This window comes from Paraburkholderia sediminicola (genome assembly GCF_046030555.1).
Classification (GTDB): domain Bacteria; phylum Pseudomonadota; class Gammaproteobacteria; order Burkholderiales; family Burkholderiaceae; genus Paraburkholderia; species Paraburkholderia sediminicola_E.
The window spans coordinates 47,463-72,214 of record NZ_JAQQCH010000028.1; the positions used below are offsets into that span (position 1 = coordinate 47,463).

The 24,752-nt window shown below is 62.0% G+C and carries 24 protein-coding genes; 13 read left to right on the forward strand and 11 right to left on the reverse strand.

Features of this window, described 5'->3' with window-relative positions:
• Positions 1-50: 50 nt before the first annotated feature.
• The gene (locus PQQ52_RS29530; RefSeq protein WP_408219445.1) at positions 51-353 is read right to left on the reverse strand and encodes an ArsR/SmtB family transcription factor; all 303 of its coding nucleotides are present in this window, start codon (positions 351-353) and stop codon (positions 51-53) included.
• A gap of 233 nt (positions 354-586) precedes the next feature.
• On the reverse strand, positions 587-1,348 hold the full coding sequence (locus PQQ52_RS29535) for a CerR family C-terminal domain-containing protein (protein ID WP_408219448.1): 762 nt from the start codon (positions 1,346-1,348) through the stop codon (positions 587-589).
• A gap of 204 nt (positions 1,349-1,552) precedes the next feature.
• Between PQQ52_RS29535 and PQQ52_RS29540 the strand changes: the two genes are divergently transcribed.
• The 3 genes from PQQ52_RS29540 to PQQ52_RS29550 are packed head-to-tail and all read left to right on the forward strand — an operon-like array spanning position 1,553 to position 5,782.
• The gene (locus PQQ52_RS29540) at positions 1,553-2,695 is read left to right on the forward strand and encodes an HlyD family secretion protein (protein ID WP_408219451.1); all 1,143 of its coding nucleotides are present in this window, start codon (positions 1,553-1,555) and stop codon (positions 2,693-2,695) included.
• On the forward strand, positions 2,688-4,298 hold the full coding sequence (locus PQQ52_RS29545; protein WP_408219454.1) for an MDR family MFS transporter: 1,611 nt from the start codon (positions 2,688-2,690) through the stop codon (positions 4,296-4,298). Before PQQ52_RS29540 ends, PQQ52_RS29545 begins: the two co-directional genes overlap by 8 nt.
• A gap of 17 nt (positions 4,299-4,315) precedes the next feature.
• Positions 4,316-5,782 (forward strand): efflux transporter outer membrane subunit, encoded by a 1,467-nt coding sequence (locus PQQ52_RS29550; protein WP_408219457.1) that lies wholly within the window; start codon positions 4,316-4,318, stop codon positions 5,780-5,782.
• Between the two features lie 246 nt (positions 5,783-6,028).
• Here the strand turns inward: PQQ52_RS29550 and PQQ52_RS29555 are convergent, their stop codons facing one another.
• The 3 genes from PQQ52_RS29555 to PQQ52_RS29565 all read right to left on the reverse strand — a co-directional run bounded on the left by PQQ52_RS29555 (position 6,029) and on the right by PQQ52_RS29565 (position 9,595).
• Positions 6,029-8,035 carry a bifunctional DedA family/phosphatase PAP2 family protein gene (locus PQQ52_RS29555; protein ID WP_408219460.1) on the reverse strand — a complete coding sequence of 669 codons (2,007 nt, stop codon included), beginning with the start codon at positions 8,033-8,035 and terminating at the stop codon, positions 6,029-6,031.
• Between the two features lie 102 nt (positions 8,036-8,137).
• A complete protein-coding gene (locus PQQ52_RS29560; protein ID WP_408219463.1) occupies positions 8,138-8,836 on the reverse strand; it encodes a hypothetical protein in 699 nt (232 codons plus the stop codon).
• A 114-nt stretch (positions 8,837-8,950) separates the two neighbouring features.
• Entirely contained in the window at positions 8,951-9,595 is a 645-nt protein-coding gene (locus PQQ52_RS29565; RefSeq protein WP_408219466.1) for an HD domain-containing protein, read from the reverse strand.
• Between the two features lie 195 nt (positions 9,596-9,790).
• Between PQQ52_RS29565 and PQQ52_RS29570 the strand changes: the two genes are divergently transcribed.
• The gene (locus PQQ52_RS29570) at positions 9,791-10,150 is read left to right on the forward strand and encodes a hypothetical protein (protein ID WP_408219469.1); all 360 of its coding nucleotides are present in this window, start codon (positions 9,791-9,793) and stop codon (positions 10,148-10,150) included.
• A 91-nt stretch (positions 10,151-10,241) separates the two neighbouring features.
• Here the strand turns inward: PQQ52_RS29570 and PQQ52_RS29575 are convergent, their stop codons facing one another.
• Positions 10,242-10,883 (reverse strand): GntR family transcriptional regulator, encoded by a 642-nt coding sequence (locus PQQ52_RS29575; RefSeq protein WP_408219472.1) that lies wholly within the window; start codon positions 10,881-10,883, stop codon positions 10,242-10,244.
• Between the two features lie 109 nt (positions 10,884-10,992).
• On the opposite strand from PQQ52_RS29575, the gene PQQ52_RS29580 reads away from it, so the two are divergent.
• Positions 10,993-11,469: an OsmC family protein gene (locus PQQ52_RS29580; RefSeq protein ID WP_408219475.1), complete on the forward strand. Its 477-nt coding sequence runs from the start codon at positions 10,993-10,995 to the stop codon at positions 11,467-11,469.
• 147 nt (positions 11,470-11,616) lie between these two features.
• Here PQQ52_RS29580 and PQQ52_RS29585 read toward each other — a convergent pair whose 3' ends face one another.
• Positions 11,617-13,293 carry an NRAMP family divalent metal transporter gene (locus PQQ52_RS29585; RefSeq protein ID WP_408219478.1) on the reverse strand — a complete coding sequence of 559 codons (1,677 nt, stop codon included), beginning with the start codon at positions 13,291-13,293 and terminating at the stop codon, positions 11,617-11,619.
• A gap of 136 nt (positions 13,294-13,429) precedes the next feature.
• Positions 13,430-13,582 (reverse strand): hypothetical protein, encoded by a 153-nt coding sequence (locus PQQ52_RS29590; RefSeq protein WP_408219480.1) that lies wholly within the window; start codon positions 13,580-13,582, stop codon positions 13,430-13,432.
• A gap of 1,190 nt (positions 13,583-14,772) precedes the next feature.
• On the opposite strand from PQQ52_RS29590, the gene PQQ52_RS29595 reads away from it, so the two are divergent.
• The gene (locus PQQ52_RS29595) at positions 14,773-16,263 is read left to right on the forward strand and encodes a carbohydrate porin (protein ID WP_408219483.1); all 1,491 of its coding nucleotides are present in this window, start codon (positions 14,773-14,775) and stop codon (positions 16,261-16,263) included.
• A gap of 243 nt (positions 16,264-16,506) precedes the next feature.
• On the opposite strand, the gene PQQ52_RS29600 is transcribed toward PQQ52_RS29595, so the two are convergent.
• Together PQQ52_RS29600 and PQQ52_RS29605 are read right to left on the reverse strand one after the other, a co-directional pair.
• Positions 16,507-16,740: a hypothetical protein gene (locus PQQ52_RS29600; protein ID WP_408219486.1), complete on the reverse strand. Its 234-nt coding sequence runs from the start codon at positions 16,738-16,740 to the stop codon at positions 16,507-16,509.
• A gap of 65 nt (positions 16,741-16,805) precedes the next feature.
• Positions 16,806-17,273 (reverse strand): Lrp/AsnC family transcriptional regulator, encoded by a 468-nt coding sequence (locus PQQ52_RS29605; protein ID WP_408219488.1) that lies wholly within the window; start codon positions 17,271-17,273, stop codon positions 16,806-16,808.
• A gap of 155 nt (positions 17,274-17,428) precedes the next feature.
• Between PQQ52_RS29605 and PQQ52_RS29610 the strand changes: the two genes are divergently transcribed.
• Together PQQ52_RS29610 and PQQ52_RS29615 are read left to right on the forward strand one after the other, a co-directional pair.
• Positions 17,429-18,058 (forward strand): LysE family translocator, encoded by a 630-nt coding sequence (locus PQQ52_RS29610; protein ID WP_408219491.1) that lies wholly within the window; start codon positions 17,429-17,431, stop codon positions 18,056-18,058.
• 146 nt (positions 18,059-18,204) lie between these two features.
• On the forward strand, positions 18,205-18,525 hold the full coding sequence (locus PQQ52_RS29615) for a YnfA family protein (protein ID WP_091802314.1): 321 nt from the start codon (positions 18,205-18,207) through the stop codon (positions 18,523-18,525).
• Between the two features lie 144 nt (positions 18,526-18,669).
• On the opposite strand, the gene PQQ52_RS29620 is transcribed toward PQQ52_RS29615, so the two are convergent.
• A complete protein-coding gene (locus tag PQQ52_RS29620) occupies positions 18,670-19,179 on the reverse strand; it encodes a DUF1993 domain-containing protein (protein WP_408219493.1) in 510 nt (169 codons plus the stop codon).
• Positions 19,180-19,483: 304 nt separating this feature from the next.
• On the opposite strand from PQQ52_RS29620, the gene PQQ52_RS29625 reads away from it, so the two are divergent.
• The 5 genes from PQQ52_RS29625 (at position 19,484) to PQQ52_RS29645 (ending at position 24,750) form a co-directional block, all read left to right on the forward strand.
• Positions 19,484-21,040, forward strand: a complete 1,557-nt coding sequence (locus PQQ52_RS29625; protein ID WP_408219496.1) for a S53 family peptidase — start codon at positions 19,484-19,486, stop codon at positions 21,038-21,040.
• A gap of 265 nt (positions 21,041-21,305) precedes the next feature.
• Positions 21,306-22,970: a S10 family peptidase gene (locus PQQ52_RS29630; protein WP_408219498.1), complete on the forward strand. Its 1,665-nt coding sequence runs from the start codon at positions 21,306-21,308 to the stop codon at positions 22,968-22,970.
• A gap of 249 nt (positions 22,971-23,219) precedes the next feature.
• A complete protein-coding gene (locus PQQ52_RS29635) occupies positions 23,220-23,873 on the forward strand; it encodes a hypothetical protein (protein WP_408219500.1) in 654 nt (217 codons plus the stop codon).
• 100 nt (positions 23,874-23,973) lie between these two features.
• Entirely contained in the window at positions 23,974-24,324 is a 351-nt protein-coding gene (locus tag PQQ52_RS29640; protein WP_408219502.1) for a hypothetical protein, read from the forward strand.
• Between the two features lie 279 nt (positions 24,325-24,603).
• On the forward strand, positions 24,604-24,750 hold the full coding sequence (locus PQQ52_RS29645) for a hypothetical protein (protein WP_408219505.1): 147 nt from the start codon (positions 24,604-24,606) through the stop codon (positions 24,748-24,750).
• The last annotated feature ends 2 nt before the right edge of the window (positions 24,751-24,752 follow it).

Consider the following 24,752-nt stretch of genomic DNA (forward strand, 5'->3'; position numbering starts at 1 on the left):
CCTTAAAAAAACTGCGTGATGAAAGAAGCGCGGCGATGCGGATGACACGTTCAGAGCCCGGTGTTCATGTGCTCGATAAACGCCTGAATGACGGCTTCGTTGCGTTTGAAGAACACCCATTGGCCGACCCGCTTCGACGTGATGAGACCCGCCCGCTGCAAAGCGGCGAGGTGCGCCGACACGGTGGACTGCGACAGGCCGCAGCGGGCGTCGATCTTGCCGGCGCACACGCCATAGTCGAGCGGCAGGTCCTGGTCGGAGAAATGCGCATACGGCTCGCGCAGCCAGCCGAGAATCTCCCGCCGTACAGGGTTGGCAAGCGCTTTGTGAATCGCGTCGATATCGAGCGTCATGTGAGTCAGTTTTCAGGTCATCGACAACAGGCAGGCGTAGCGCCAGTTAGCGGCCACGCATCTGCATCGCTACAAGACGAATCATATATCGGATTTTGACGATATGCCTGAAACCATTACTGTCTATGGGGTCGATAGGCGTTGTTGATCGAGGAGGAGGCCGCCAATGCGTCGCTCGCGGCGAGGCAAGGCCGGGCGCGCGTCCCCGTGATCGCCTCGTTATGGTGACGAAATCACGGCTGCTTGCGTGACTTTCCTCTGCCCGCGGTTTGCACTTCGGGTGTGTCCCCGCCGTCACGTTCCCGGTTCCATTGTTCAAGCAGCATGCGCGTCTGTCCACGGATGGTCGACTTGATCTGTTCGGCCTTCTCTGCGTCGATGTTTTTCCAGCCGAGCAGCGACAACGTCGAGCGGTGCGCGACGTGAAAAATCACCAGTTGCCCATGCAGACTGAAGGTGCGGATTCGCGTGACGGGATCGTCGGTGGCACGTCCGGAAATTCGTGCCACCAGCGCCGCGCTCGCATCGTTTAGCGGTTCGCGGATCCGGCAGCTCAGAATCCGCGTCGCACTTTCGGGTTCGTAACCGGCCTGCTCGCGCGCGAAGAAAAGCCGCCGGCCCGGATTGTTCGCTTTCGCGAAGGCGCTGTCCGCGATCGCTTCCTGAATGCGGATAAAGGCATCGATCAACGTCGGGGTATCGGCGTTTTCGCGCAGCACTGCCTGCGCATGCTCGACGGGCGGCCCGAATGTTTTCCATGCATCGTCGGCGAGCATTTCGACACACGCGCGATACACACCTTCCTTATTCTCGAAGTAGTACTGCAGCGCGGGCGCGTTGACGCCGGCGTGAGCCGCGATGTCGCGCGTCGACGCACCATCAAAACCGTGTTCGCCAAACAGTTCGACCGCCGCCTCGATGATCCGGAGACGCGTCTCGTCGCCGCGTGCATAACCGCCCTCCGGCGGACGGCGCAGCCTCTTTGCGGTGTTCATGCATTTCTCTCCGCATTTCTCTTCGCATTTCTCTTCATTACGCCCCGAAGGAAGTCCTCTGGGGGACGCCCCCGCAAGAAGTCCACTTTGGGGAAGCGACGCCCGAAGGAAATCCACTTTGGGGATATCTTCCGAAATATATCACTTGACACAATTGTATCGGGTGGAATAATTGTGCCAACCGGAAACAATTGGACCCATACGATGTCAGCAACCGCAGGCTCTCCCTCCCGCCCGATACCCGCCGAAGACGCGCCTGCGTCAGGCACGAGGCGTCCTACCCGGCGAACGGTGCTGATCGCACTCGGCATCGTCGCGCTGATTGTCGGCGCGGTCTGGTTCACCCGCTGGTGGACGGTGGGACGCTTCATCGAAAGTACAGACGATGCCTATCTGCAGGCTGACAGCGTCACGGTCGCTCCCAAGATCGCCGGTTACGTCACGGAAGTTTACGTCGTGGACAATCAGGTCGTGAAGCCCGGTGATCCGCTTGTCCATCTCGACGCCCGTCAGTATCAGGTCGCGCTCAACCAGGCGCGGGCCACAATCGATGCGCGCAAGGCCGACATCGAACGCGCGCAGGCCGATATCAAACAGCAGCAGTCCAACATTGCGCAATCCCAGGCGCAGCAGCAGGTGGCGCGCGTGAGCGCACAGCATGCGAGCGACGAAGTGCGGCGCTATGCGCCGCTCGTCGCAACCGGTGCTGAAAGCAGTGAGAGGCTGGCGGAATTGACCAGCAGTCGCGATCAGGCAAATGCCACGCTCGCCGCGAACTCGGCGGCGGTTGATGCAGCACGCTCGCAGATCGGCTCGGCCACCGCGCAGCTCGCGCAGGCGCGCGCACAACTCGAAGCGGCCGAGGCAAGCGCACAGCAATCGCAACTCGATCTCGACAACACCGTGGTGCGCAGCGTCCTCGGCGGCAAGGTCGGCGATCGTACCGTGCGCGTCGGTCAGTACGTGCAACCCGGCACGCGGATGCTGACCGTCGTGCCGGTCCAAAGTACCTATTTGCTGGCCAATTTCAAGGAAACGCAAGTGGGTCGGATGCGCGTTGGTCAGACAGTGGACATGCAGGTCGACGCGTTGCCCGGTCATACGCTGCACGGCGTGATCGACAGTTTCTCGCCCGGCACGGGCTCGCAATTCGCGCTGCTGCCGCCGGAAAATGCCACCGGCAATTTCACGAAGATCGTGCAGCGGGTGCCCGTGCGGATCCGGATCAACACGGGAGCGGAGACGCGTAGTGTGCTGTTGCCGGGGCTGTCGGTGACCGTGGATGTCGACACGCGTTCCGCCCGCGATCGTGACGCGCGCATCGACACCGAGAACCATCGTGGCTGAACCGGGAACCACTACGCCCGCTGCTGCGGCGCCGGCCGCGCCGCGTGGTGAGGAGCGTGCCAGTGTCGGCGACTGGATCGCCGTCGCGGCAGGCGCGCTCGGCGCCTTGATGGCAACGCTCGACATCTCGATCACGAACTCCGCGCTGCCGCAGATTCAGGGCGAAATCGGCGCCACCGGTACTGAGGGCACCTGGATTTCGACCGGCTATCTGATGTCGGAAATCGTGATGATTCCGCTGGCGGCATGGCTCACGCGCGTATTCGGCCTGCGCAATTTCCTGCTGACTAACTCAGCGCTTTTCATTGCATTTTCGATGATGTGCGGCTGGTCGCACACGTTGCCCATGATGATCGCCGGCCGCATCGGGCAGGGCTTCACGGGCGGCGCGCTGATCCCCACAGCGCAGACCATCATCCGCACGCGCCTGCCGCTATCGCAGTTGCCGGTCGGCATGACCATGTTCGGTCTGATCGTGTTGCTCGGGCCGCTGCTTGGACCGGTTGTCGGCGGCTGGCTCGCGGAGAACATCAGCTGGAGCTGGTGCTTCTTCATGAACTTGCCGATCTGCCTTGCGCTGATGACCCTGCTGATTGTCGGCCTGCCGTCGGACCGGCCGCACTGGGAGGCGTTTTTCAAGGCGGACTGGCTCGGCATCGTCGGTCTCGCGATCGGCCTCAGTTCGCTCACAGTAGTGCTCGAGGAGGGGCAGCGCGAGCGCTGGTTCGAATCGCCGATGATCGTGACGCTCACCTGCGTGTCGGTCTTCGGCATGCTCCTGATCGCCGCCTCGCAGATGACCGCGAAGAAGCCGATCGTGCGCCTGAGCCTGATGCGCAACCCGAATTACGCGAGCGTGATCGTGATCGTGTCCGCAGTCGGCGCAGCGCTGTATGGCGTGTCGTATCTGTTGCCGCAGTTTCTCGGGATTGTCGCGGGCTACAACGCGGAACAGTCCGGCGCGATCATGCTGCTTTCCGGGCTGCCCGCTTTCCTGATCATGCCGGTGCTGCCGCGCCTGCTTGGCAAATTCGATTTCCGCGTGCTGGTGATCACCGGGCTTCTGTTGTATGCGATCAGTTGCATGATCGACATTAACCTGACGGCGCAGAGCGTCGGGCACGATTTCATGTGGTCGCAACTGATCCGCGGCACTGCACAGATGCTGGCGATGATGCCGCTTAATCAGGCGTCGATGGCGGCCGTGTCGCGCGAAGATTCCGGCGACGCCGCCGGTCTCTACAACATGGCGCGCAACCTCGGCGGGTCGATTGGCCTTGCGATCATCGGTACCGTAATCGATCGGCGCACGACGTTTCATACCGCGATGATCCGCGAGTCGGTTAGCGCCAATTCGCTGATCGGCCAGGAGAGTCTTGCGGCAAACGCTGGGAACTGGTTCGCCCATACCGGAGACATGGCCTATTCGCAGATGCGCGCGCTCGGGCAACTCGGCGCGCAGATTACGCAACAGGCCATCGTGATGACCTATTCGGAAACCTTCTATCTGCTCGGCATCGCGCTGCTCGCCTGCATTCCGCTTGCGTTGTTTCTGAAAACGCCGCGCAGGAATGCGCCGCCGCCTTCGTCCGCTGGACACTAATGTCTTTTGATCTCACCATGATGTCCAACCGTCCCTCGTGTTTCGCACTGGCCGCCGCCGCGCTTCTGTTTGCCCTGTCGGGTTGCACGGTCGGCCCGGATTATCACGGCGCGCCGCCGCTTGCGCAGGACGCTCACAGCAACGCGACTTTCGTGCGTGCGCCGGCCGCCGGCACGACTGCAACGCCTGCGCCGAGCCAGTGGTGGCTCGCATTGAACGACTCGCAGTTGAACGACCTCATCGCCGCCGCCTTTGCACACAGTCCCGATGTGCATATCGCGCAGGCGCGGCTGCGGGAATCGCGTTCGCAATTGCAGCAGCAACGCGCGAACGCGTTGCCGAAGGTGTCGGGGGATGCAGCCGCGCTGCGCATGCGCGAGCCTGATCTGAGTTCGCTCAGTTCGGGAAGCGCGTCGGGCAGCAGCGCATCGTCGGGTCGCGGCCCGCTGCAACTCTATACCGCGGGCTTCGACGCCACGTGGGAAATCGACCTGTTTGGCGGCACGCGGCGCGCCATCGAAGCGGCCTCGGCGGATGCGGAGGCCGTCGACGCCGATCTCGCGGACACGCAGGTATCGCTCGCAGCCGAGGTGGCGCAGACCTACATCGAACTGCGCGACCAGCAGACGCGGCTTGAACTCGCGCAGCGTCAGGCGGAGACCGAACAGAAAATGTTGACGCTCACGCAACAGCGCCGCGAGCGCGGCACGGCAGCGGATATCGACGTCGAACGCCTGAACACGCAGGTCGAGAACACCCGCGCCACGCTGATTCCACTCGACGCGCAACTGACCGATTCGCTCGACCGCCTCGCCGTGCTGACCGGTCGTGAGCCCGGCGCGCTGGACGAACAGCTCGCCGGCACGCGACCGTTGCCGGCATTGCCTGAGACCGTGGCGATCGGCGATCCGTCGGCGATGTTGCAGCAGCGCCCCGATATTCGTGCAGCGGAACGGCGGCTCGCGTCGAGCAATGCGCAGATCGGCGAACACATTGCGGACTTTTTCCCGAAGGTGACGCTGCTTGGCGATATCGGCTTCAGCGCGAGCGATCCGGGTCATCTGGTGCGCAAGAGCAATTTCAGCTGGATCGGCGCGCCGTACCTGCAATGGAATGTGTTCGATTTCGGTCGCACGCTGGGTACTGTCCATGCTGCGGAGGCGTCGCGTGACGAGGCCGAGGCCCGTTATACGAAGGCCGTGCTCGGCGCGCTGCAGGACGCGAATTCATCGCTCTCGCGCTATGGCCATCAGCGCGAGCATGTCGTGACGTTGCAAAAGGTGGAAGCGTCAGCCACTCACTCGGCCACGCTGATGCGGCAGCGCTATTCCGCCGGTGTCGCCACACTGATCGATTTGCTCGACACGCAGCGCCAGGAATTCACCGCGCAGCAGAATGTCGTTGCGGGTCGGGCTGAGTTGCTGAAAGACTTTGTGTCGCTGCAGAAGAGCCTTGGCACTGGCTGGCAAACGCAGCAAGGTTAGCGCTCGGACGCGGGCATTGTCAAAGCACGGCCTGGCCGCGCAGTGCGTTTCAGTGTGACCGGGATGCGAGGGCGCCTGGTGCTTCCCGAGGAAAGTGCGGATCGCATCGCCAAGCTTATCCACAGAAAATGTTCATATCCTTGTGGACAAGTCCTGGCCAAACCCGCCAAGTGATTGAGCGCAGAGCGATTTCCTGATTGATGCGGCGAACGCGCGCATCCAGGCAGACCGCTGTCAATGCGCCGCTCATTCCACTGGAGCGGCCAGCAGCGACACCGGGACGCCATGGCAACTCACCCTCGCCACGAGCGCGGCGCCGAGGCCGGTGCTCATCGTGGTGTGAGCCTCGAACGAGGACACCTCCCTGTCGACGCGCAGAATGTTGATTGGCCAGGATCTCCGGGAGAGCCGTTCGTGTGCGAAGGCGCCGACCCACAGCGGCGCGGCTGATACGCCATTCTCCACGGCATAGCCGCTCGGCCAGAAGCGCAGGACATCGCGTTCGTCGCGGGTGTCGCCAGGACGCATGAAGACCAGCGACGAAGGCACACCGTTGTTCAGCTTCGGCAATACCGGCAGCGATGTCGCCGCGACGTTCGGCGAGGCAAGCGAGAGCAGGCTGTGTGCGGACAGGTCCGTGCCCTCGACCCATCCCTGGGCACGCAGTTGTCCTCTGATCGAATCGAGGTTCGACACCCATTGCAGGGTAAGCGGCTCCTTGTAGTCGCCGCCCATATCCGAGCGATAGCATGGCAGTCGCTTCCACAGCGACGCGGTCCACTCTGCCTGCGTGACCAGCACGGGCAGCGGGCGCAACGTGCTGTCCGGTGGCGGCGCCGGTGGATTGATGCCCAGTTGCACGCCTACGCTCCCGAGCATCACCACCAGAACGACAACGGGCATGAGGCGGCGCGCGGGCGGCACTTCCGGATGCCGCAACATCGCCGTCAGCGCAACGATCGCCACCCAGATGTACGCGAGCGCGGCGCCGCCGATCGCGTCGGAGACCCAGTACCTGCCGAAGTAGAGTCCCGCCAGCGCGACCACGATCACGACAACCGTACTCACGGTCGCCACCAGCAAACCTTCCAGCATGCCGACCCGGCGCGCGAGCAGAAACGCGAGGAAGCCGTAGACGATCACCGTCGCGGCGACGTGATTGCTCGGAAACACGTAGGCGCCGGATATGAGTTCATTGGGCGGCGCGCGATGCATGGCGAACTGCAGGGCGAAGATCAGCAATTGCGAAAACACGACCGCGGCGAGCCAGTAGCCGATGGTGCGCCAACGCCGTTCCAGCAGCATCCACACCACCACCGTCACGATCAGCGCTGTCAGCGTGGCGACGCTGCCGAGGGTCGCCAGTCCTGCGAGAACGGTATCACTCCAGGGCGTGCGCACCGATCGCAGGAAGTGATAGACGGATAGATCGACGCTGACCAGTGGATTGCCGCTGATGACGTCGTCGAGGACCCCGAAGAAGAGCGCACCCGCCACCAGCACGATCAGCGACGTCACCACGATGCTGCTGGCATCCGGCTGTTCGGGGTCGAGCAGCCGCCGCGCGAGACGGCCGAACGGCCCCGGGTGGCGGCAAGCCCAGCCGCCCAGATAGCGGCCCGCCGCGCTCGACCATGCGCTGGCATGCGAAAGCAGGAAACGCATCGTGCGATAGCTTAGCCAGATGATCCCCACCAGCAACGCGATGATGACAACGAGGCGGAACGACACGGCGCCGGCCAGCAGCACCGAGGCGCCGAATACCACGCCCGGCAGGATATGCGCGGGTGCCCATAGCAGCGCCGACAGGACGTTCATCGCGTAGAAACGCAACGGCGTCATACCCAGCATGCCTGCCACCACCGGCACGATCGCTCTCAATGGTCCGATGAAGCGGGCGAACACGACGCTCTTGGCGCCATGTTTCTGAAAGAAGCGCTGACCGGCGTCGAGTATCTGCGGGTGCGTGCGGAACGGCCAGAGCTGGATGATCCTGGCCTTGTAGCGACGGCCGATCCAGAAGCTCATGCCGTCCCCGGCGATGGCGCCCGCGATCGCCCACAGGAACACCCAGCCGAGGCTCAGCGAGCCGGTGCCGGCCAGCGCGCCGGCGAGGAACATCGCCGTGCTGCCTGGGACGAAGGTGCCGATGACGGCGATGGCCTCGAGGAAGGCCGCAAGAAAGATGACCGTGAGCGTCCACGCCGAATGGCCGGCAAGCAGATGCAAAAGGTGAATGTAGGCGTGCTCCATCGTGCGCGATCAGCCGTTCTGGCGTAACGGTTGATCATAACGCGCACGGCGTTGCCTCACATTTTCGCAAACCGGCATCGGGCGAGATGCCGGCGCAAGATCTCACGAAGCCGTCAGCGAATCGCCAGCTACGTGGACCCGCTCGCCGATCTGCACATCCGGCTGCGTCGGGTAGCTGAAGTTGCGGTAGCTGCCGTCCTGCATGCGCACCTGGACCTGATAGGTGGTCTGCTTGCGCACTGCGTGCTCGATTCCATTGCCGGCGAGCCCGCCGCCGACAACGCCCGCGATGGTGGTGAAAATCTTGCCGCGTCCGCCGCCAATCTGATTGCCGACGAGACCACCCGCGACCGCGCCACCCAGTGCCCCGAGTCCGGTGGTCGGCTCAGGCGCCTGGACCGCGTTGATGGCGACGACCTCACCCGCATAAGGGTCGGCGACCGGCCTTCTCTGCGCGGATTCATACGGTGCCTGGTATCCCTGATTGTTTGCGTACCTCGGCGACTCCGCTGCGGGCGCGCTATGCGTGTGATATGCGCGTGGCCGTGGCGGGGCTGCCTGCTGAACGGTTTGCTGAACCGGGCTCGCCTGGGGCACGACGACCGGCGCGCTCGCGACCTGCGCCGCGACCGTCGTGGCGGGGAGTGCGGGCGCCGTAATCGCGTGCGAGGTCGGCAGAAGGCCTGTCATCGCCGCGATGCCGGTGGCGCTCGCAAGAATGACAGCCACTGCCGCGCCGGCAACCAGGGGGTGAATGCGGTTGCGTTGCGGATTGCTGGAAGTGAGGTTCGTGTTGTTCATTGCGGGCTCCGCGGGTAGATGCCTGCAATAACGCCGCAGCAGCGCGGGCGGTGCACGTCAGACGCACGCTGCTTTGTAAGCATTTGTACAACTTGCCGATTGGGATTGGCCTGCTCAGATTTCGTCGGTAAATTCGTCGAGGAAACGCTGTAAGCGGTCGTGGCGGATCTTTGCCAGCCGCGCGCCGGTCACCGTCCGGAAACCGGACGCCAGCTTCAGCAGTTTGGTGTGGAAATGGTCGAGCGTGTACGCCGTATCGTCCAAAGGACGATGCGCCGCGTGTGGGTCGGCCGGATCGTACAAGGCGCGGCCCATGCGGCCGGCCACGTAGAAGCAACGCGCGACGCCCAGCATGCCGATCGCATCGAGGCGGTCGGCGTCCTGCAGCGTTTTTGCTTCCAGCGTGGTCGGCGCAACGCCGGCTGAAAAACTATGTGCCTCGACTGCGTGCGCCACGGCCTGAACTTTTGCGTCCGGCCAGCCAAGCGACGTCAACAGGCGCGTGGCTTTTTCCGCCGACAGGCGCGAAGCCTGCGCACGCAGGGGCGAATTCTTTTCTACTGCCACGCAGTCATGCAGTAGTGTCGACGCGAACAGTACCTCTGGATCACCGCCGTCTTCTGCCTGGATGGCCGCCGCGTTTTTCCAGACACGCTGCAGATGTGAGGTGTCATGGGAGCCGTCGCCGTTGTCGTCGTACGCGTGGGGCAACAAGGTTGTGGCCAGGTCTTGAAAGGGGGCGAAGGCGGGTTTCATCATGAGTGTCAGGCGAGCAAAGAAGCCGCAGATTATCGCCGATTGTCGATCAATCCCTGATTGTCAGTGGTGAACAAATGCGGCTGGCAACCAGTCTTACTGTTTGACCGGGTGCCTTGATGAGCGTCGTTCGCTCGACATCGCTACGATGGTGTGAGTGCTTCGGTCGGGCAATTCGACGGCATGACGGAGTGGGCTATGAAAATCGTGACTAAGGTGATTTTTACTTCGGCGCTGATGATAGGTCTGACGGGTATGGCGTATGCCCAGTCGGCAAACCTTGGCGCCAATGGTACGAACGGCTTGCAGGCGGGCGGGGCCAATAGTGCGGGAATGGGGCTGGGAACAGGGCCGGGAACAGGTTTGGGCACGGGCGCGGCAAGCCCGAGCCCACTGCCGGGCGCGGGCATGGTGGGTGGCTCTCCTGTGACTGGCGGAGGCGGCGGCATTGGATCGGGACCTGTGCTCAACAACATGCGAGCGAACGGCACCAGCCTGAATATGAACCCGAATCCCCGAGCGCCGAACGTCTCAGGTACAGCACCCGCACCGCGATAGTTCGCGAGTAGTGCGGATGGCGCGCTGAAGATTAAAGTCAGGTGGTTCCAAAGTTGGTTTTGTAGGCGTGATTTCTTCTCGCGGTGGCGCGTCACTCAGTCCGAACCAGTTGCAGAACGATCCGCTTCGCGGACGCGAGATGTTCCACCGTCATCGATCGCGCGAGGCGAGCATTGCCAGTCTCACAGGCTTCGAGAATCTTCAGATGCTCGTCCTGGAAGGCCGGTGTGTCGGCGAGCAACGTGCTTTGCAATCGTTCGTAGCGCTCGACCTGGGCGCGTAACTCGCGGATCGCTTTCAATTGCCGTCCGTTCGCGCATGGGCGGTATAGCAGATCATGAAACTCGCGATTCAGTTCACCCTGTCTTTGCGCTGTATCGGCGTCTCCCAGCAACCGGTGAACGAGTTCGGCGCGCGATAACGTCTCGCTGTCCATACGTTTGACCGCATGGAAGATGGCGTCACCTTCGAGCAACATGCGCAGGCCGTAAATTTCATCCAGATCGGATTCCGTGAGCGTTCGCACGACGGCGCCGCGATTGCGCATGAGCTCGACCAGTCCTTCGCCTTCGAGCTTTTGTATGGCCTCTCTCATCGGCACCCGGCTCACGCCGAATCGGTCGGCGAGTTCGCGCTCGACCAGCCGCGCGCCGTCTTCCAGTTCGCCGGCCGCGATCAGCTCGCGTAGCGAGACGGCGATGGCGTCGGCTGTCGAATCCAGTTTGTGGTCCATATGCGTTGAGTCCTTGTCATTTGGAATAATGGTATACCAAAATGGTGATGCGGAGATAGAATCCACGTGTTGTGAATTCAATCCTGGGTCAACAGCAAAGGAGATGGGCATGGCGTACGGCGAGCACAAATACGCGGTATCGGTGCAGTGGACAGGAAACCGCGGCAGCGGCACCTCGGGATATCGTGAATACGGTCGGGACCACACCATCGCTGCGGGAAGCAAGCCCGACATTCCCGGATCATCGGACGCGGCGTTTCTCGGCGACGCGCGCCGGTGGAATCCGGAAGATCTGCTGGTCGCCTCGGCGTCCGCCTGCCACAAGCTCTGGTATCTGCATCTTTGCTCGGACGCGGGCATCGTTGTTCTGAGCTATCGTGACAACGCCGAAGGCACGATGCTCGATAGTCCTGAGCAGGGGCGCTTTTCGCAGATCGTTCTACGCCCGCATGTCGTCATTCAGGCAGGCGGCGACCTCGAACTGGCCGGGCGTTTGCATCATGTGGCGCATGAGAAGTGCTATATCGCGAACTCGGTCAACTTTCCGATTCTGTGCGAGCCTGCCATTGAGACGGACGGGGCGTAACGGATGCGTGACCGTGACCGGCACCTGCGCTTGCGTCCGTTAGAGAGATCGCAACGCAACCGGCAAGCAATGCGGGGTGCGTAGGACGGAACTGGCAATTTGCCCGCCGCTCACCGAAACAGCCGGAAGCGGGCGGGCAGCGTCGATTTAATGCAGCAAAGTCATCTGCACGACCTTGACGATAACCAGGGCGACAGCCACGATCAGATAAGCGCGCAGCACACCCATCCAGACGCGTTTGGACAGGGTCAGTTGCGGTGCCGGCAGTTCTTCGAGTGGCGGCATGCGCCACGTATTGCGTGCTTCTTTCGAAAATTGTTGCTCGCTATCGAGAACCGCGGAAACAACGGAAGCCGTGACATCTGCCGGTACGGGCCGCAGCCTGCGGACCGTCACGGTTGCAGCGTAGCCGACCACGGCCAGCAACGTGCCGCCGGCCAGTACTTCAATGATGGCTTCGCCGGTAATGTCCGGATACATCACCGATGCAGTAAGGATGATGGAGAGCATGACGAGCACCCAGACAACCGCGCCGGTAAAGAAGTTAAGCTTCTTTGAGTTCACCCAAGGTCCGAGAACCGCCCGGTCGTTGCACAACAGCAGCAGAAATACCGTTGCACTCGGAAGCAGTACACCTGCGAGCGTCTGCACGGCTTCAGTTAGTAGTCCGAGCGGGCTGCCGGGAATCAGTACCAGCGCCGCCGCGGCCGCGATAATGCCGAAGTAGACGATATAGAAGCCCTTTGCGTCCGTCACGCCGCGATGCAGCGAGTGGCGAATCTTGAACACGTCGCCGATTGCGTAAGCAGTGGACAGCGAGACTGCCGCCGCGCCGATGATGCAGGCGTCAAGCAGCGCGATGGCGAAGAGAACCGCGGGTGTGCGTCCGGCACACTTTTCGAGGCCGGCGAGCACGCCGCCCGCATCCGTGAAATTGCCGAACTCGGGTTTGCCTGCGTACAGTGCGGCGCAGAAAGAGATCATGGCCACCGCACCGATCATCACGAAGACAATGCCGATCCACAGGTCGGCTTTCTCGTACTTCATGAAGCGCGGCGTGATGCGTTTATCCACGATATAGCTCTGCTGGAAAAACAGTTGCCACGGCGCAACCGTGGTGCCGACAATGCCGATCACGAGCAGCATCACGTCGCTCAGTTTCGAGTTGGCGGGCCAGTTCGGAATGAAGAAATCGTGCGTCATCTGGGCAACCGGCGGATGAATCGATACCAGGACGGGCACCAGCAGCAGGCTCAACAGACAGAGCGCAACCGCGAAGCGCTCGAAACGCCGGAAGTTGCCTGTACTGACCGCGGCCATCGTCACTGCCGCGGCAATACAAACCCCGGCCACCTTCGAAATGCCGAAGAAATCCAGCACGAACGTAATGCCGATAAATTCGGTCACGATAGTGAGCGCATTCAATATGAACAGATCGACGACGCTGAATGCCCCCCAGAACTTGCCGAAGCGCTCGAAGATCAGCCGTGCATGACCCACGCCAGTCACAGCGCCGAGGCGCAACACCATTTCCTGATTGACGAACAGAACGGGCACGAGCAGGAGCATGGTCCACAGCAGGGTGGTCCCGTAATTCTGTCCCGCCTGGGTGTACGTGCCGAAAGCACCCGCATCGTTGTCGCCGACCATCACGATGAGGCCAGGCCCGAGGATCGCGAGCAGTGTGCGGATACGGGCCCACCAGTTATTGCGCGGTGCGGTGTCGTGATGCGCGATAGTACCGAGCGCGCCTTTGATGTCGCCGAGATGGGCCTCGTCGAGAACGGCGCTGCGTGGTGGTGAGACGTTAATTGGAGTGGACATTTCTAACCGCCTGAGTAGATGTGATTTGATTGCAGTGGCGCGCTTTCGGGATCCGCTGCGCGCGTGTCGTCGAACGGGGTCGAGCGACCGCGGCGCATGCGGATCGCGAAGGCGTGCGGGTACTGACTGTGAGTCGTTAAGCTGAGTACGAAGCCGGGTGCGAGAGGAACGCTTTGACGCGGTGCCAGGAGACGGCGAGCCAGTGCGGCTTGATGCTGTGAAGCGCGAGTGCAGCGTCGCTGTGGATATGCGTTTGCTGCAGAGTCGGTACGAGGATGGCGATGTACATGGTATTTCTCCGGGCGTATAGCTTTACGCGGGTTGCGGAAAGCCAGCAGACACGGAGCACGGCCGGCGCTATGCGCGCGGCGGCGAACGTCTACTCGCTTTCCTCAGGCAGAACAAAGATTGCGTGGCAATTGAGCGGCATAAGGGATAACTGTCACTGTCCGGCATGGCGGCTCCTCATCGGCGTTGTTTATCGGCGTTGCTTATTGACGTTAAGCACGCACGTGTTGATCCACGCGCCCGGCCACGCCGGCGTTCGAACGGATCGAACCGGCGTGAGTGAGCGCTGCTGCGAGCGGATGCTCGCGACGCGATGCCATACGGTCGTAGGGACGTGCAGACGCAGGACGTGCGTAAGCGCGGCGCGGCCGAATGGCGCTAGTTAAGGGTGCACGGGGAGGGTTACTACGGCGCGCACCGTCTGCCTGCTGGCAAGACGGCGGCTGAGAAAAGAGAGCGCGGGCGTCGGGCCGGTCAGGCAGTGAAACTGTTCGAAGATCGACTACTGCTGGTGTCCAAGGCAATGGCCCCGTTTGTGATGACGGGCGAATTTTAGGCACCCCCGCAAGCAGAAGTCAACATGCTTCGTTAAGCGAAGCAAATATTCTTTTTTTACGTGTGGGGGAGCGCGCTCTGCCATCGCCAGACGAGACTGAATCTTTCGGGAATGACAGGAAGAACAGGTGAGTGAAGGGCACAGATGCGGCGATGAATACGACAACCGGGTATCTCTCGAAGAACCCACCGGCAAATTCGGAGTGCGATCTCTTTTATGCGGTTTTTACTTGCGATTTTATAAGCGAGCCGAATACAATCCGCCCGTCTCAGCAAAAGGAGTCCCTCGTGGACACATGCTCTAGTAGTGGAAGTCCGATGCCGGTCTATGCCGGCGCAGTATCCGCGAGTTAGCAGCAGGATCACGTCTTAGCCGCTAACTCGCTCCGTTCGGGTTAGCGCGCCTCTTCAATGACCGGTTCCAGCCGGTCAGCCAGTCGCACGCTCCCTCTGTTTGACCGTTATCGCATTGTTTGCGAGACCCGGTCACGTCTTCGTACATTGCCCGGCTTGGCCGGGCTCGATGCGAGTGAGCTTATGTTCGTCAAATCGTTGTCGTATCGTTCCCTGGCGCGCCGCATGTGCGGTGCTCAACCTTGTCTCGTGGAGAAAGACCCTGCGAAAACCGAATGGTGGATGTCCGGCGCCCCGCTCGGTCTTACAGTCCTGTTGTCGTTTGGCGTTGTGCCGTCCGTGCTGGCGCAGACGCCGGCAGCGGATCAGGCGCCAGCCTCGGATCAGGTGCCTGCCCTGGATCAGACACCTGCTGTAGTTCAGGCTCCAACCGCAGGGCAGACGTCTGCCGCTGAGCAAGCTCCCGCCGCGGCCACCGGCCTCTGGGACCGCTCGAATCTGCTCGGCGATATGAGCGGGTTGCGCCCCTGGCTCGGTAACTACGGGGTGACCTTCAACCTGCAAGAAACCAGCGAGTATCTGAACAATCTGTCGGGCGGCACTAAACGGGGCGGCGCTTACGACGGACTGACCCAGTTCGGCATCGTCGTCGATACGGAAAAAGCGCTGGGATTGCCGGGCGGCACGTTCAATGTGTCGGCGTTGCAAATTCACGGCAGCAATCTGAGCCAACGGAATCTGCTGACGCTGCAAAGTGCGAGCGGCATTGAGGCCGACGACACGACACGGTTGTGGGAGCTCTGGTATCAACAATCCCTGATCGGCGGAAAAGTGGACGTGAAGGTCGGGCAACAGGGTCTCGACCAGGAATTCATGGTGAGCCAGTTCGCGACGCCGTTCGTCAACGCGACCTTCGGCTGGCCTGTGTTGCCGTCGGTCGACATGCCGGCGGGCGGTCCTGCTTATCCGCTGTCGTCACTGGGTGTGCGATTGCGCGTCAAGCCTGCGGATGCCTGGACCGTGATGGCCGGCGTTTTCAACAGCAATCCGGCGGGCAGCGATACGGGCGACCCACAACAACAGAACCGCCACGGCACGAATTTCAACCTGCGCGGCGGTGCGTTGTTCATCGGCGAGGTGCAGTACGCAATCAACCAGCCTGCGGCGAATCCTTCGGGTACGCCGGCAACCGGACTGCCTGGCACCTACAAACTGGGCTTCTGGTACAACACGCAAAACTTTGTGGATCAGCGATTCGACAGTGCCGGTTTGTCGTTGGCGAACCCGGCGAGCAGCGGCGTGCCGGCGAATCATCGCGGCGACTTCAGCTTCTACGCGGTTGCTGACCAGACGGTCTGGCAACGAGGCGGAGATAGCCCACAGTCGGTGGGCGTTTTCGCGAGAGTCATGGGCGCCCCGGGCGATCGCAATCTGGTGGACCTGGGCGTGAACGCCGGCGTGACGCTCAAAGCACCCTTCAAAGGACGCGACAACGACGTTGCCGGATTGGCGATCGGTTACGCGAAGATCGGTTCGCATGCCCAAGGGCTCGCGAGCGATACCGCTTCGCTGACGACGCCGGGTTATCCGTCGCGCAGCGCCGAGACCGTCGTCGAGGCGACCTATCAGTATCAGGTCGCACCGTGGTGGCAACTGCAGGCGGACTTCCAATACGTGTTCCGTCCCGTAGGCGGGATTCCCGATCCGGCCAATCCATCGCAGCGCGTCGGAAATGAAGCGATCGTCGGGCTGCGGACCAATATCGTTTTTTGAGTGGATGGGGCGGGTGTTTCGACGCGCTTCTGGACGCAGTAGCACGTTGAGGCATTCAGGATCGGGCAGGGGATGGGCAATCCGGCGTTGGGGGAGTTTCGGTTCCAGGACATTAATACGCAACTAACGGTCAAGCCCGCCCAACCACTCCGAATAACGCGGCGACCGCTTCGATGGGAACTGAAACGGCCGCCGCTCGCGCGCTACGCAGCAGCTATGCAGTGAAGAGAGCGGCTATGCCACTCAGCGATTGCCGTCAAGCAGATCGCCAAGCAATTCGTCGAATGCGGCTTGCGCGTCTTCGAGTTCCTGCAACGCAGCGTCGAAGGTTTGCAGCGCGAACTGCGAAGGCTGGCCGTTGCCGGCCGGCGGGAATTGCGATTGCAGCGAGGCGAATGCCGCCTTTACCCGCGTGGTTGCGGTCAACACGCGCTCCATCGCGGCTGTCTCTTCGGCTCGCGCCTTTTCATGATCCATGAAAACTCCGTGCTCGTCTGGTCGGCTCGCGCCGTTTCATATGGGTGACTATGCCACGTCCGCGTTCAGGACAGCGGCAGCCCGCCGTCCGCCTTGACTTCCCGCAGCGACAACGCCGACTCCACCGATGTCACGCCCGGCAGGCTGCGCATCTCGTCGCGCATAAAAGTGCCGTAGTCGTCGAGATCGCGCGCGACGACTTGCAGGATGTAGTCGGCGCTGCCCGACACGTTATGGCACGCCAGAATTCGCGGGATTGCCTGCACCTCGCGCTCGAAACGGGTGGCCATGGCGCGGTCGTGGACGGCAAAACGCACGTAGACGAACGCGACGACCCCGAGGCCGAGGGCTGAGCGCGAAAGCATCGCGCGGTACCGGTCGATATAGCCGTCGTTCTCAAGACGCTTGAGGCGGCGCGCGCAAGGCGTCTCGCTTAAACCGACCATTTCGGCCAGCCGTGCATTCGACATGCGGCCGTCGTTCTGCAGGGCGGCGAGGATGGCGCGGTCTGTTTTATCGAGGTCGGTTGTCATGGTTTTGGGGCGCTTACTGTGTGCTGGCGGAAAACAGGGCTTGAGAGCAGAATTTTAGCGTATTCCTCCAAAGGCGACGCATCTGTTCCTGTATTTCGCCAGCAAACGCTCCGCCGACGATAGCAAGATAGAGCCCTTAAAAACAAGAGGCTTCTATGATTTCCGCACACCTTCTGGTCGTTTATATCGCCGCGTTGTTTGTGGTCTACGCCGTGCCAGGACCCGACATGGCGCTGGTTCTGCAAACCAGTATCGGACGCGGCGTGCGCAGTGGCTTTGCTGCGGCCGGTGGCTTGGGATTGGCGCGTGCCACGCACGTCACGCTGTCGGCATGCGGGGTGGCGGCGCTGTTGCGCAGCGCGCCCTGGCTGTACGACGTGGTGCGTTACGGCGGCGCGGTGTATCTCGCGTGGGTCGGTATCCAGATCTTCCGCTCGCCCGTATTCGCGTTACCTGAAGGCGGCACGATGAGTGCCGAGTCACGGCCGTTGCATGCCGCTTTTGTGAAAGGCTTGCTGACCAATCTGTTGAACCCAAAAGCGCTGCTGTTCTGCTCGGTGCTCCTGCCGCAGTTCGTGCGTCCTGAGGCCGGACCGGTTGCGTTACAGATGATCGAACTGGGTTTGGTGCTGCTCGCCATCGGCGCGTGTTTCGACGCCATGTATGCGATCGGCGCGGCGCGCATCGCCGGCTGGATGCGGGCTCATCCTCTCGCGCAGACACTGCAGCGCTGGACTTTCTCAGCGGCGCTGATTGGCTTTGCGCTGCGGCTTTCGCTGGATTGATTGCTTATGACAGTCAGCGAATAGGGATCAAGTGCGACGGCTGTTGCATGTGCCGTGCCCGCAGGCAAAGCGATTGTGTTAATAAAGCCGATAGACAGCCGCGCACAGTCCCGCGGCAACACAACCGTTCGCTTCTCTCTCTGTCGATGAAAACTTTTCTGCTTTATGCCGTCACCGCCGTCGCCGAAATTGTTGGGTGCTATTTGCCATGGCGTTGGCTGAAGGAAGGCGGCTCCATCTGGCTGCTGGTGCCCGGCGCGCTCAGTCTCGCGTTGTTTGCGTGGCTGTTGACGCTGCACGGCACCGCCGCAGGCCGCGTGTATGCGGCTTACGGCGGTGTCTATGTGGCGGTGGCAATTGCGTGGCTATGGTGCGTCGACAAAGTGCGCCCCACGCTATGGGATGCAGCCGGCGTGGCATTCACACTGGCCGGCATGGCGATCATCGCGTTCCAGCCGCGCGTTTGATGCCGCTCATGCACTGCTCACGCACCGCTCATGGATTGTTCATGCACGCACGGTCCACGCAAGGTTCACATGTGGCCGATGTGCGACTCACATGCTGCTTATTCCTCGCTCCAGCCGCGCTCACCCAATAGCAAGCGCGCTTTCTTACTTGATGCCGCCCAGATAGTCGAGCTTGCCGAGTTCAACGCCGTTGTGACGCAGAATGTCGTACGCCGTCGCAACGTGAAAATAGAAGTTCGGCAGCACGAAACCGAGCAGATATGACAGCCCCGTGAACTCGATCGGACCGTTGCGCATTTTCAGCGTGATGGGACGTTCTTCCGATCCGTCGATCTGCTGCGCATTGAATTCCTTCAAATAATCAATCGTCTTTTGAAGGCGGGCATCGAGTTCCTCGAAGGTCTGTTCGACGTCTTCGAACTTCGGTGCTTCGACGCCAGCCAGGCGCGCGGCGCAGCCCTTGGCCGTGTCGCTCACGATATAGACCTGGCGCACCAAGGGCAGCATGTCCGGCGCGAGCCGGGCATGCGTGAACACGGACGGGTCAATCTGCTTCTCGGCAGCGTGCGCTTCGGCTTTGCCGAGGATGACTTGCAGGTTGGTCATGCCGCGCACCAGCACGGGCAGTGATGCTTGATACATCGAAATTGACATGGGGTTCCTCTGATTCTTTGATCGTGCGCGCGGGCGGCGCGCGAGGCGCTGCAACGGCTGGATTGCCGCTTCAGCATCATAGCGCGGGTGCTGCACGCTGCGCATCGATCCAGCCTGGCGTTAGCCATTCGGACAACTGCCGCGCGCGCCGGAACTGTGTTCGAATGCATGGGTCGGATGGTTTGGCGAAGTTCTTGAAACAGCAATTCGCCGCCGGTGCCGAGGCGGCGAGTTCGTGCAGGCGCGTGCCGTGAGGGGTCCACCTTGCGCCCCGCGCCGTCACGCTAACAGGAGAATCGACACCATGGTCAATAGACAACCGCTGCCAGGAAGCGAGCGAACGGTAGAGGAAGGTTCGAAAGTCGTAGGGCAATGCGATCCGTCAGAACGGATCGAAGTTTTCGTGATATTGCGCCGTCAGCGGCAAGCGCAGTTCGACGCGCTGATGAGCAAGATCGAAGCAGGTGACCCGAGTGTCAAACCGCTTTCGCGCGAGACATTTGCGAAAGATTACGGGGCCTCGCCGGACGACATCGCCAAGGTCAAAGCCTTTGCCAGCGCACACGGCTTGATGGTGGTGCGGGAAGATCCGGCAGCGCGCTCGGTGTCGCTGAGCGGCACGATCGCGCAGTTCCAGACCGCGTTCGGCGTCAAGCTGGAACATTATCAGCATCACACGGCGGGCCAGTTCCGCGGCCGCACCGGCACGATCAGCGTACCGGACGACCTGCATGGCATCGTGGAAGCCGTACTCGGGCTCGACAACCGGCCTCAGGCGCGGCCGCACTTTCGCATCCGGCCGCCGTTCCAGCCGGCCAAAGGGCATCAGGTTTCCTTTACACCGCCGCAGCTCGCGTCGCTGTACCAGTTTCCGCAAGGCGACGGCAGCGGCGAATGCGTCGGCATCATCGAACTCGGCGGCGGGTACAACACGTCCGACCTGACGAGCTACTTTGCGAGCCTTGGCGTCGCTTCGCCGAAGGTGAAAGTGGTTGGCGTCGATCAGGGCAGCAATCAGCCGAGCGGCGACCCGAATGGGCCCGATGGCGAAGTCACGCTCGACATCGAAATCGTCGGTGCGATTGCGCCGGGCGCGACCATCGCGGTCTATTTCACGCAGAACAGCGATGCCGGTTTCATCGACGCGGTGAGCCGCGCGGTGCACGATACGACGAATAAACCTTCGGTAGTCTCGATCAGTTGGGGCGGACCGGAGTCGAACTGGACCAGCCAGTCGTTGCAAGCGTTCAACAGCGTGCTGCAAACGGCGGCGGCTTTGGGTGTGACTGTCTGCGCGGCGTCGGGCGATAGCGGTTCGAGCGACGGTTCCGGTGGCGATCAGGTCGACTTTCCGGCGTCGAGCCCTTATGTGCTCGCGTGCGGCGGCACGAACCTGACGGCGTCGGGCACGGCGATCTCGCATGAGGTGGTGTGGAACGACGGCGCGCAGGGCGGCGCGAGCGGCGGTGGCGTGAGCCGGACCTTTCCAGTGCCTGTATGGCAGCAAGGCCTGTCCGCCACTTCATCGAGCGGCGCCAGGACGGCGCTCAGCGGGCGCGGTGTGCCGGACGTGGCCGGCGATGCGTCGCCCGTCACGGGCTATAGCGTGTTGATCGACGGTACGCAGACGGTGGTCGGCGGCACCAGCGCGGTCGCACCGCTGTGGGCGGCGCTGATTGCGCGGATCAACGCGGCGAAGGGGCAGCCGGCCGGTTTCATCAACCCGAAGTTGTACAAGGCGCCGGGCGCGCTTAACGACATCACTCAGGGCAACAACGGCAGCTTCGCCGCGTCGCCGGGCTGGGATGCGTGCACGGGACTTGGCAGCCCCAATGGTCAGAAGGTGGCGGCGGCACTATAGTCTGATGAGTTGCGGATCGGTTCGGATGGGCGCCTGACTGACGGTCAGATCTGGCGATCACCAACCGTCCGCGCTTGTCCCAAGGTACGCCGCTTTCAGGCCGTAGGCGGCACCGTGCATGGTTTCAGGAGACGCAGGCAACGCAGGATACGCAACAGACACGAGAGACACGAGAGACACGAGAGACACGAGAGACACGAGAGACACGAGAGACGCCAGGACATATCAAGACATATCAAGACGTTAACGAACCCATGGAGCGATCATGACGAACACCGAGTCAGCTTCCGTTAGTCCGCAGTCGTCGCACAACGCGCATGCTTCGCCCGCAACGGGTGCCGGCAGCGTGTCGCACAAAGCAGGAGATCAGCCGTTCTTCGATCCGGTTGCTTATGGCAACGGGCCGGACGATTCCGTCACTGATACCACTGAAACCGCCGCGGTGACGCACCATTCGACGACGATCGGTGGCCAGAAGATCAACTACACGGCGACGGTGGGTCACCTCGTGATTGTCGACCCGAGCAGTTCGCAGCCCGAAGCCAAGATGTTCTACGTCGCGTTTACGCAGGACAACCAGAAGGAGGAAACCCGCCCGGTAACGTTCTTCTACAACGGCGGTCCGGGTTCGTCTTCGGTGTTCGTGCTGCTGGGCTCGTTCGCGCCGCGCCGCATCAAGACGTCGATGCCGGGCTTTACGCCGCCCGCGCCATATTCGATGGAAGACAATCCGGACAGTCTGCTCGACAAGAGCGACCTCGTCTTCATCAATCCGGTCGGCACGGGCTACTCGGCAGCCATTGCGCCGAAGACGAACCGCGCCTTCTGGGGTGTCGACCAGGACGCCGACTCGATCAAGCAGTTCATCAAGCGGTTTTTGACGAAGAACGATCGCTGGAATTCGCCGAAGTACCTGTATGGCGAATCTTATGGCACGGCGCGCAGCTGCGTGCTGGCGTACCGGTTGCATGAAGACGGCGTCGATCTGAACGGCGTCACGCTGCAATCGTCCATTCTCGACTACACGCAATCCGGCAACCCGGTCGGCGCATTGCCCACAACCGCTGCGGACGCGTGGTATCACAAGAAACTCGGCATTGCGCCGCGGCCAACCGATCTCGGTACGTTTGCCGAAGAAGTGGCGCAGTTCGCGCGCACCGACTATCTGGCGGCGCTGCGCAAGTTTCCGACGACGGATTCCGCAACGGTCGAAAAGCTCAGCGAATACACCGGTATCGACAAAGCCACCTTGCTCGCGTGGAGCCTCGATATCGCGTCGTACGACAGCCGCGGCAATTCGCTGTTTCTGACCACGTTGCTGAAATCGCAGGGGCTCGCGCTCGGCGAGTACGACGGCCGCGTAACGGCGATCAGCACCGGCATCGCGGGCAAGATCGACCCGAATTCCGGCGGCAACGATCCCACCATGACGGCGGTGACCGGCGTCTACACGACGATGTGGAACGTGTACCTGAACGAGCAGTTGAAATACACGTCGAATTCGGCGTTCACGGACCTCAACGATCAGGCGTTCCAGTATTGGGACTTCAGCCACATCGATCCGACCGGTGCGCAGAAGGGGCTCGACGCGAAAGGCAACGTCATTCTGTACACTGCCGGCGACCTTGCCGCCGTGATGGCGCTCAATCCCGACCTGAAGGTGCTGTCGGCGAACGGTTTCTTTGACTATGTCACGCCGTTCTATCAGACCGTACTCGACCTCCAGCAAATGCCGCTTGTCAGCCAGCAGGTCCGGCAGAATCTGTCGGCGCGTTTTTATCCGTCGGGCCATATGGTCTATCTCGACGCCGGCTCGCGTACCGCGCTCAAGGCGGATCTCGCCAAGATGTATGAGTCGACGGTGTCCAATACGCAGGCGCTCGGGCGCATCCGCGCCTTGCAGGCCCGGGTGGTGGCAAAACCAGGTTGACGTAGCGTGCGGTCGGCGCCTGCGTGAGCGGTACCAGACCGGGCGGCATTTGCCTTCATCTTGCGGTTCGGCGCGGTCTTGCAACGTGGCTTCATGCGCGGCAAGGCCGCGCCGGTGTTCACCTGCGAGCGTATCTGGACGCGTCAGTACCAGGCTGCGCAAGTGCGCCTTTTTCACGCATGCATTTTGAATGTGTTTTAATTAGTCTGCGAATTGAACTATTGCGCGCCGCTGCCGGCGCGCCGACGAATGAACGCAGGCATTGCAGACAGGCGTCGCATCATCCATAACAGCGACGTAACCAGCAGCTCATATCCGACGATTCCGCCGACGCTCGCGCGCCGGTGCGGCGGTGCGCGTGCTTCCCGCAAGATGCGCATGGCGTTCCTGCTCGGCTTTGCCGCGATACTCACATTGCGCGTCGGCGGAGCCAGGGCTCAGGATTCGTCGATGCTCGACGAGCGCGTCACGCAGGAGTCGGTCGGCGAAACGATTTGCCGGCCAGGCTATGCGGACACGGTCGCACCGCCGTTCGACGAGCTGATGGCCCACAGGGACCGCATGCTTGCCGCGCGCGGTATCAATGCTGGCAACGGTCCCGCGTTCGCGCTGGACAGGCGCGTGCCCATTGTGCTCGGCGGCTCGCCTGATGCCCCCTCCAATCTCGATCTTCTGCCATGGGCAGGCCAGCAGGGCGAGCGTCGTAAGGCGCGCGCCGCGGTCATGCTCAAGCGCTGCGTTTGCGAAGGGAAACTGAGCCTCGCGGAGGCGCAGGCCGCGATTGTCGGCAACTGGTCAGTGGTCTATTCGGGCTTTAGCCAGACGTCTTGCGACGTGAGCCGTCTCGATGTCGCGACCGGCGACAGCAACGGGCGAGGCGACGGTCGCGACAGCGCGCCATGAAGCCACCTGTTTTTGCCTGCGCTGCCCTCTTTGTTCAATCGCGTGCATTCAGGCGCGCCGCACGTGGCGCGCTGCCCCAACCTATTCCCGGAGAATCATCATGACCCATTCACGCCTTGCCGCACTGGCGCTCACTGTCGGCTGTCTGTTCGGCAGCGCTGCGGCGTTTGCCGCGGACCCCGTCCGCTGTGGCAGCGCCGACTCGCTGCAGATTCGCGGCGATGTGCCCGCCGCAATCAGTTTCGACGTGTACCGGCAGCTGCGACCCTTGAGCGCGCAGCGCGTCGCGCTGTTCCAGGCGGCCGGCGAGGTGAAACGCCTGCCGGACGGTTTGGCGGTATGCGAAGTTGCCGACGACGGTGTCGACGATCCCTCCGCCGTGCTGGTTCACGTGCCGCAGGGCAAGAATGCGTGGTGGGTGAGTGCGGCCAACGTGCAAGCGGCGGACTGATCCCGACGATCAGCCCGCCCTTTGCTCACGTCCCCCGCAGGATGCCATCGGCGATGCGTATCGCGGCCCGGTTTTTGCGTCCAGCGTCCGCGTCTGGCGCGTGTGCCGGGCCTGCGTCACTGAATGAACATGTGTTTTGCTGTTTTTACCGCTGCTTATTCAGGTACAGTGCATTAACGGAAGTTTTAAAGTCCGTCTTTTACGACATTGTGTCGCATCGCTTTTGTTGTCGATTGTGGCTATCCTGAAAACAGGACGAAATTCGAAGGGGAGATTTAAATGATTGCCTTCTATCTGTCATTGGCTGCTTTGGGTGCCGCCGGCGCTGCATTGATCCGCCAACTCGCGGCTGCCGAGGCGAAGCAGCGTGCCGCGCTGCGGCCGGTGCGCGTACATGTAACAGATCGCAGCACGCGCCGAGGGTAGGC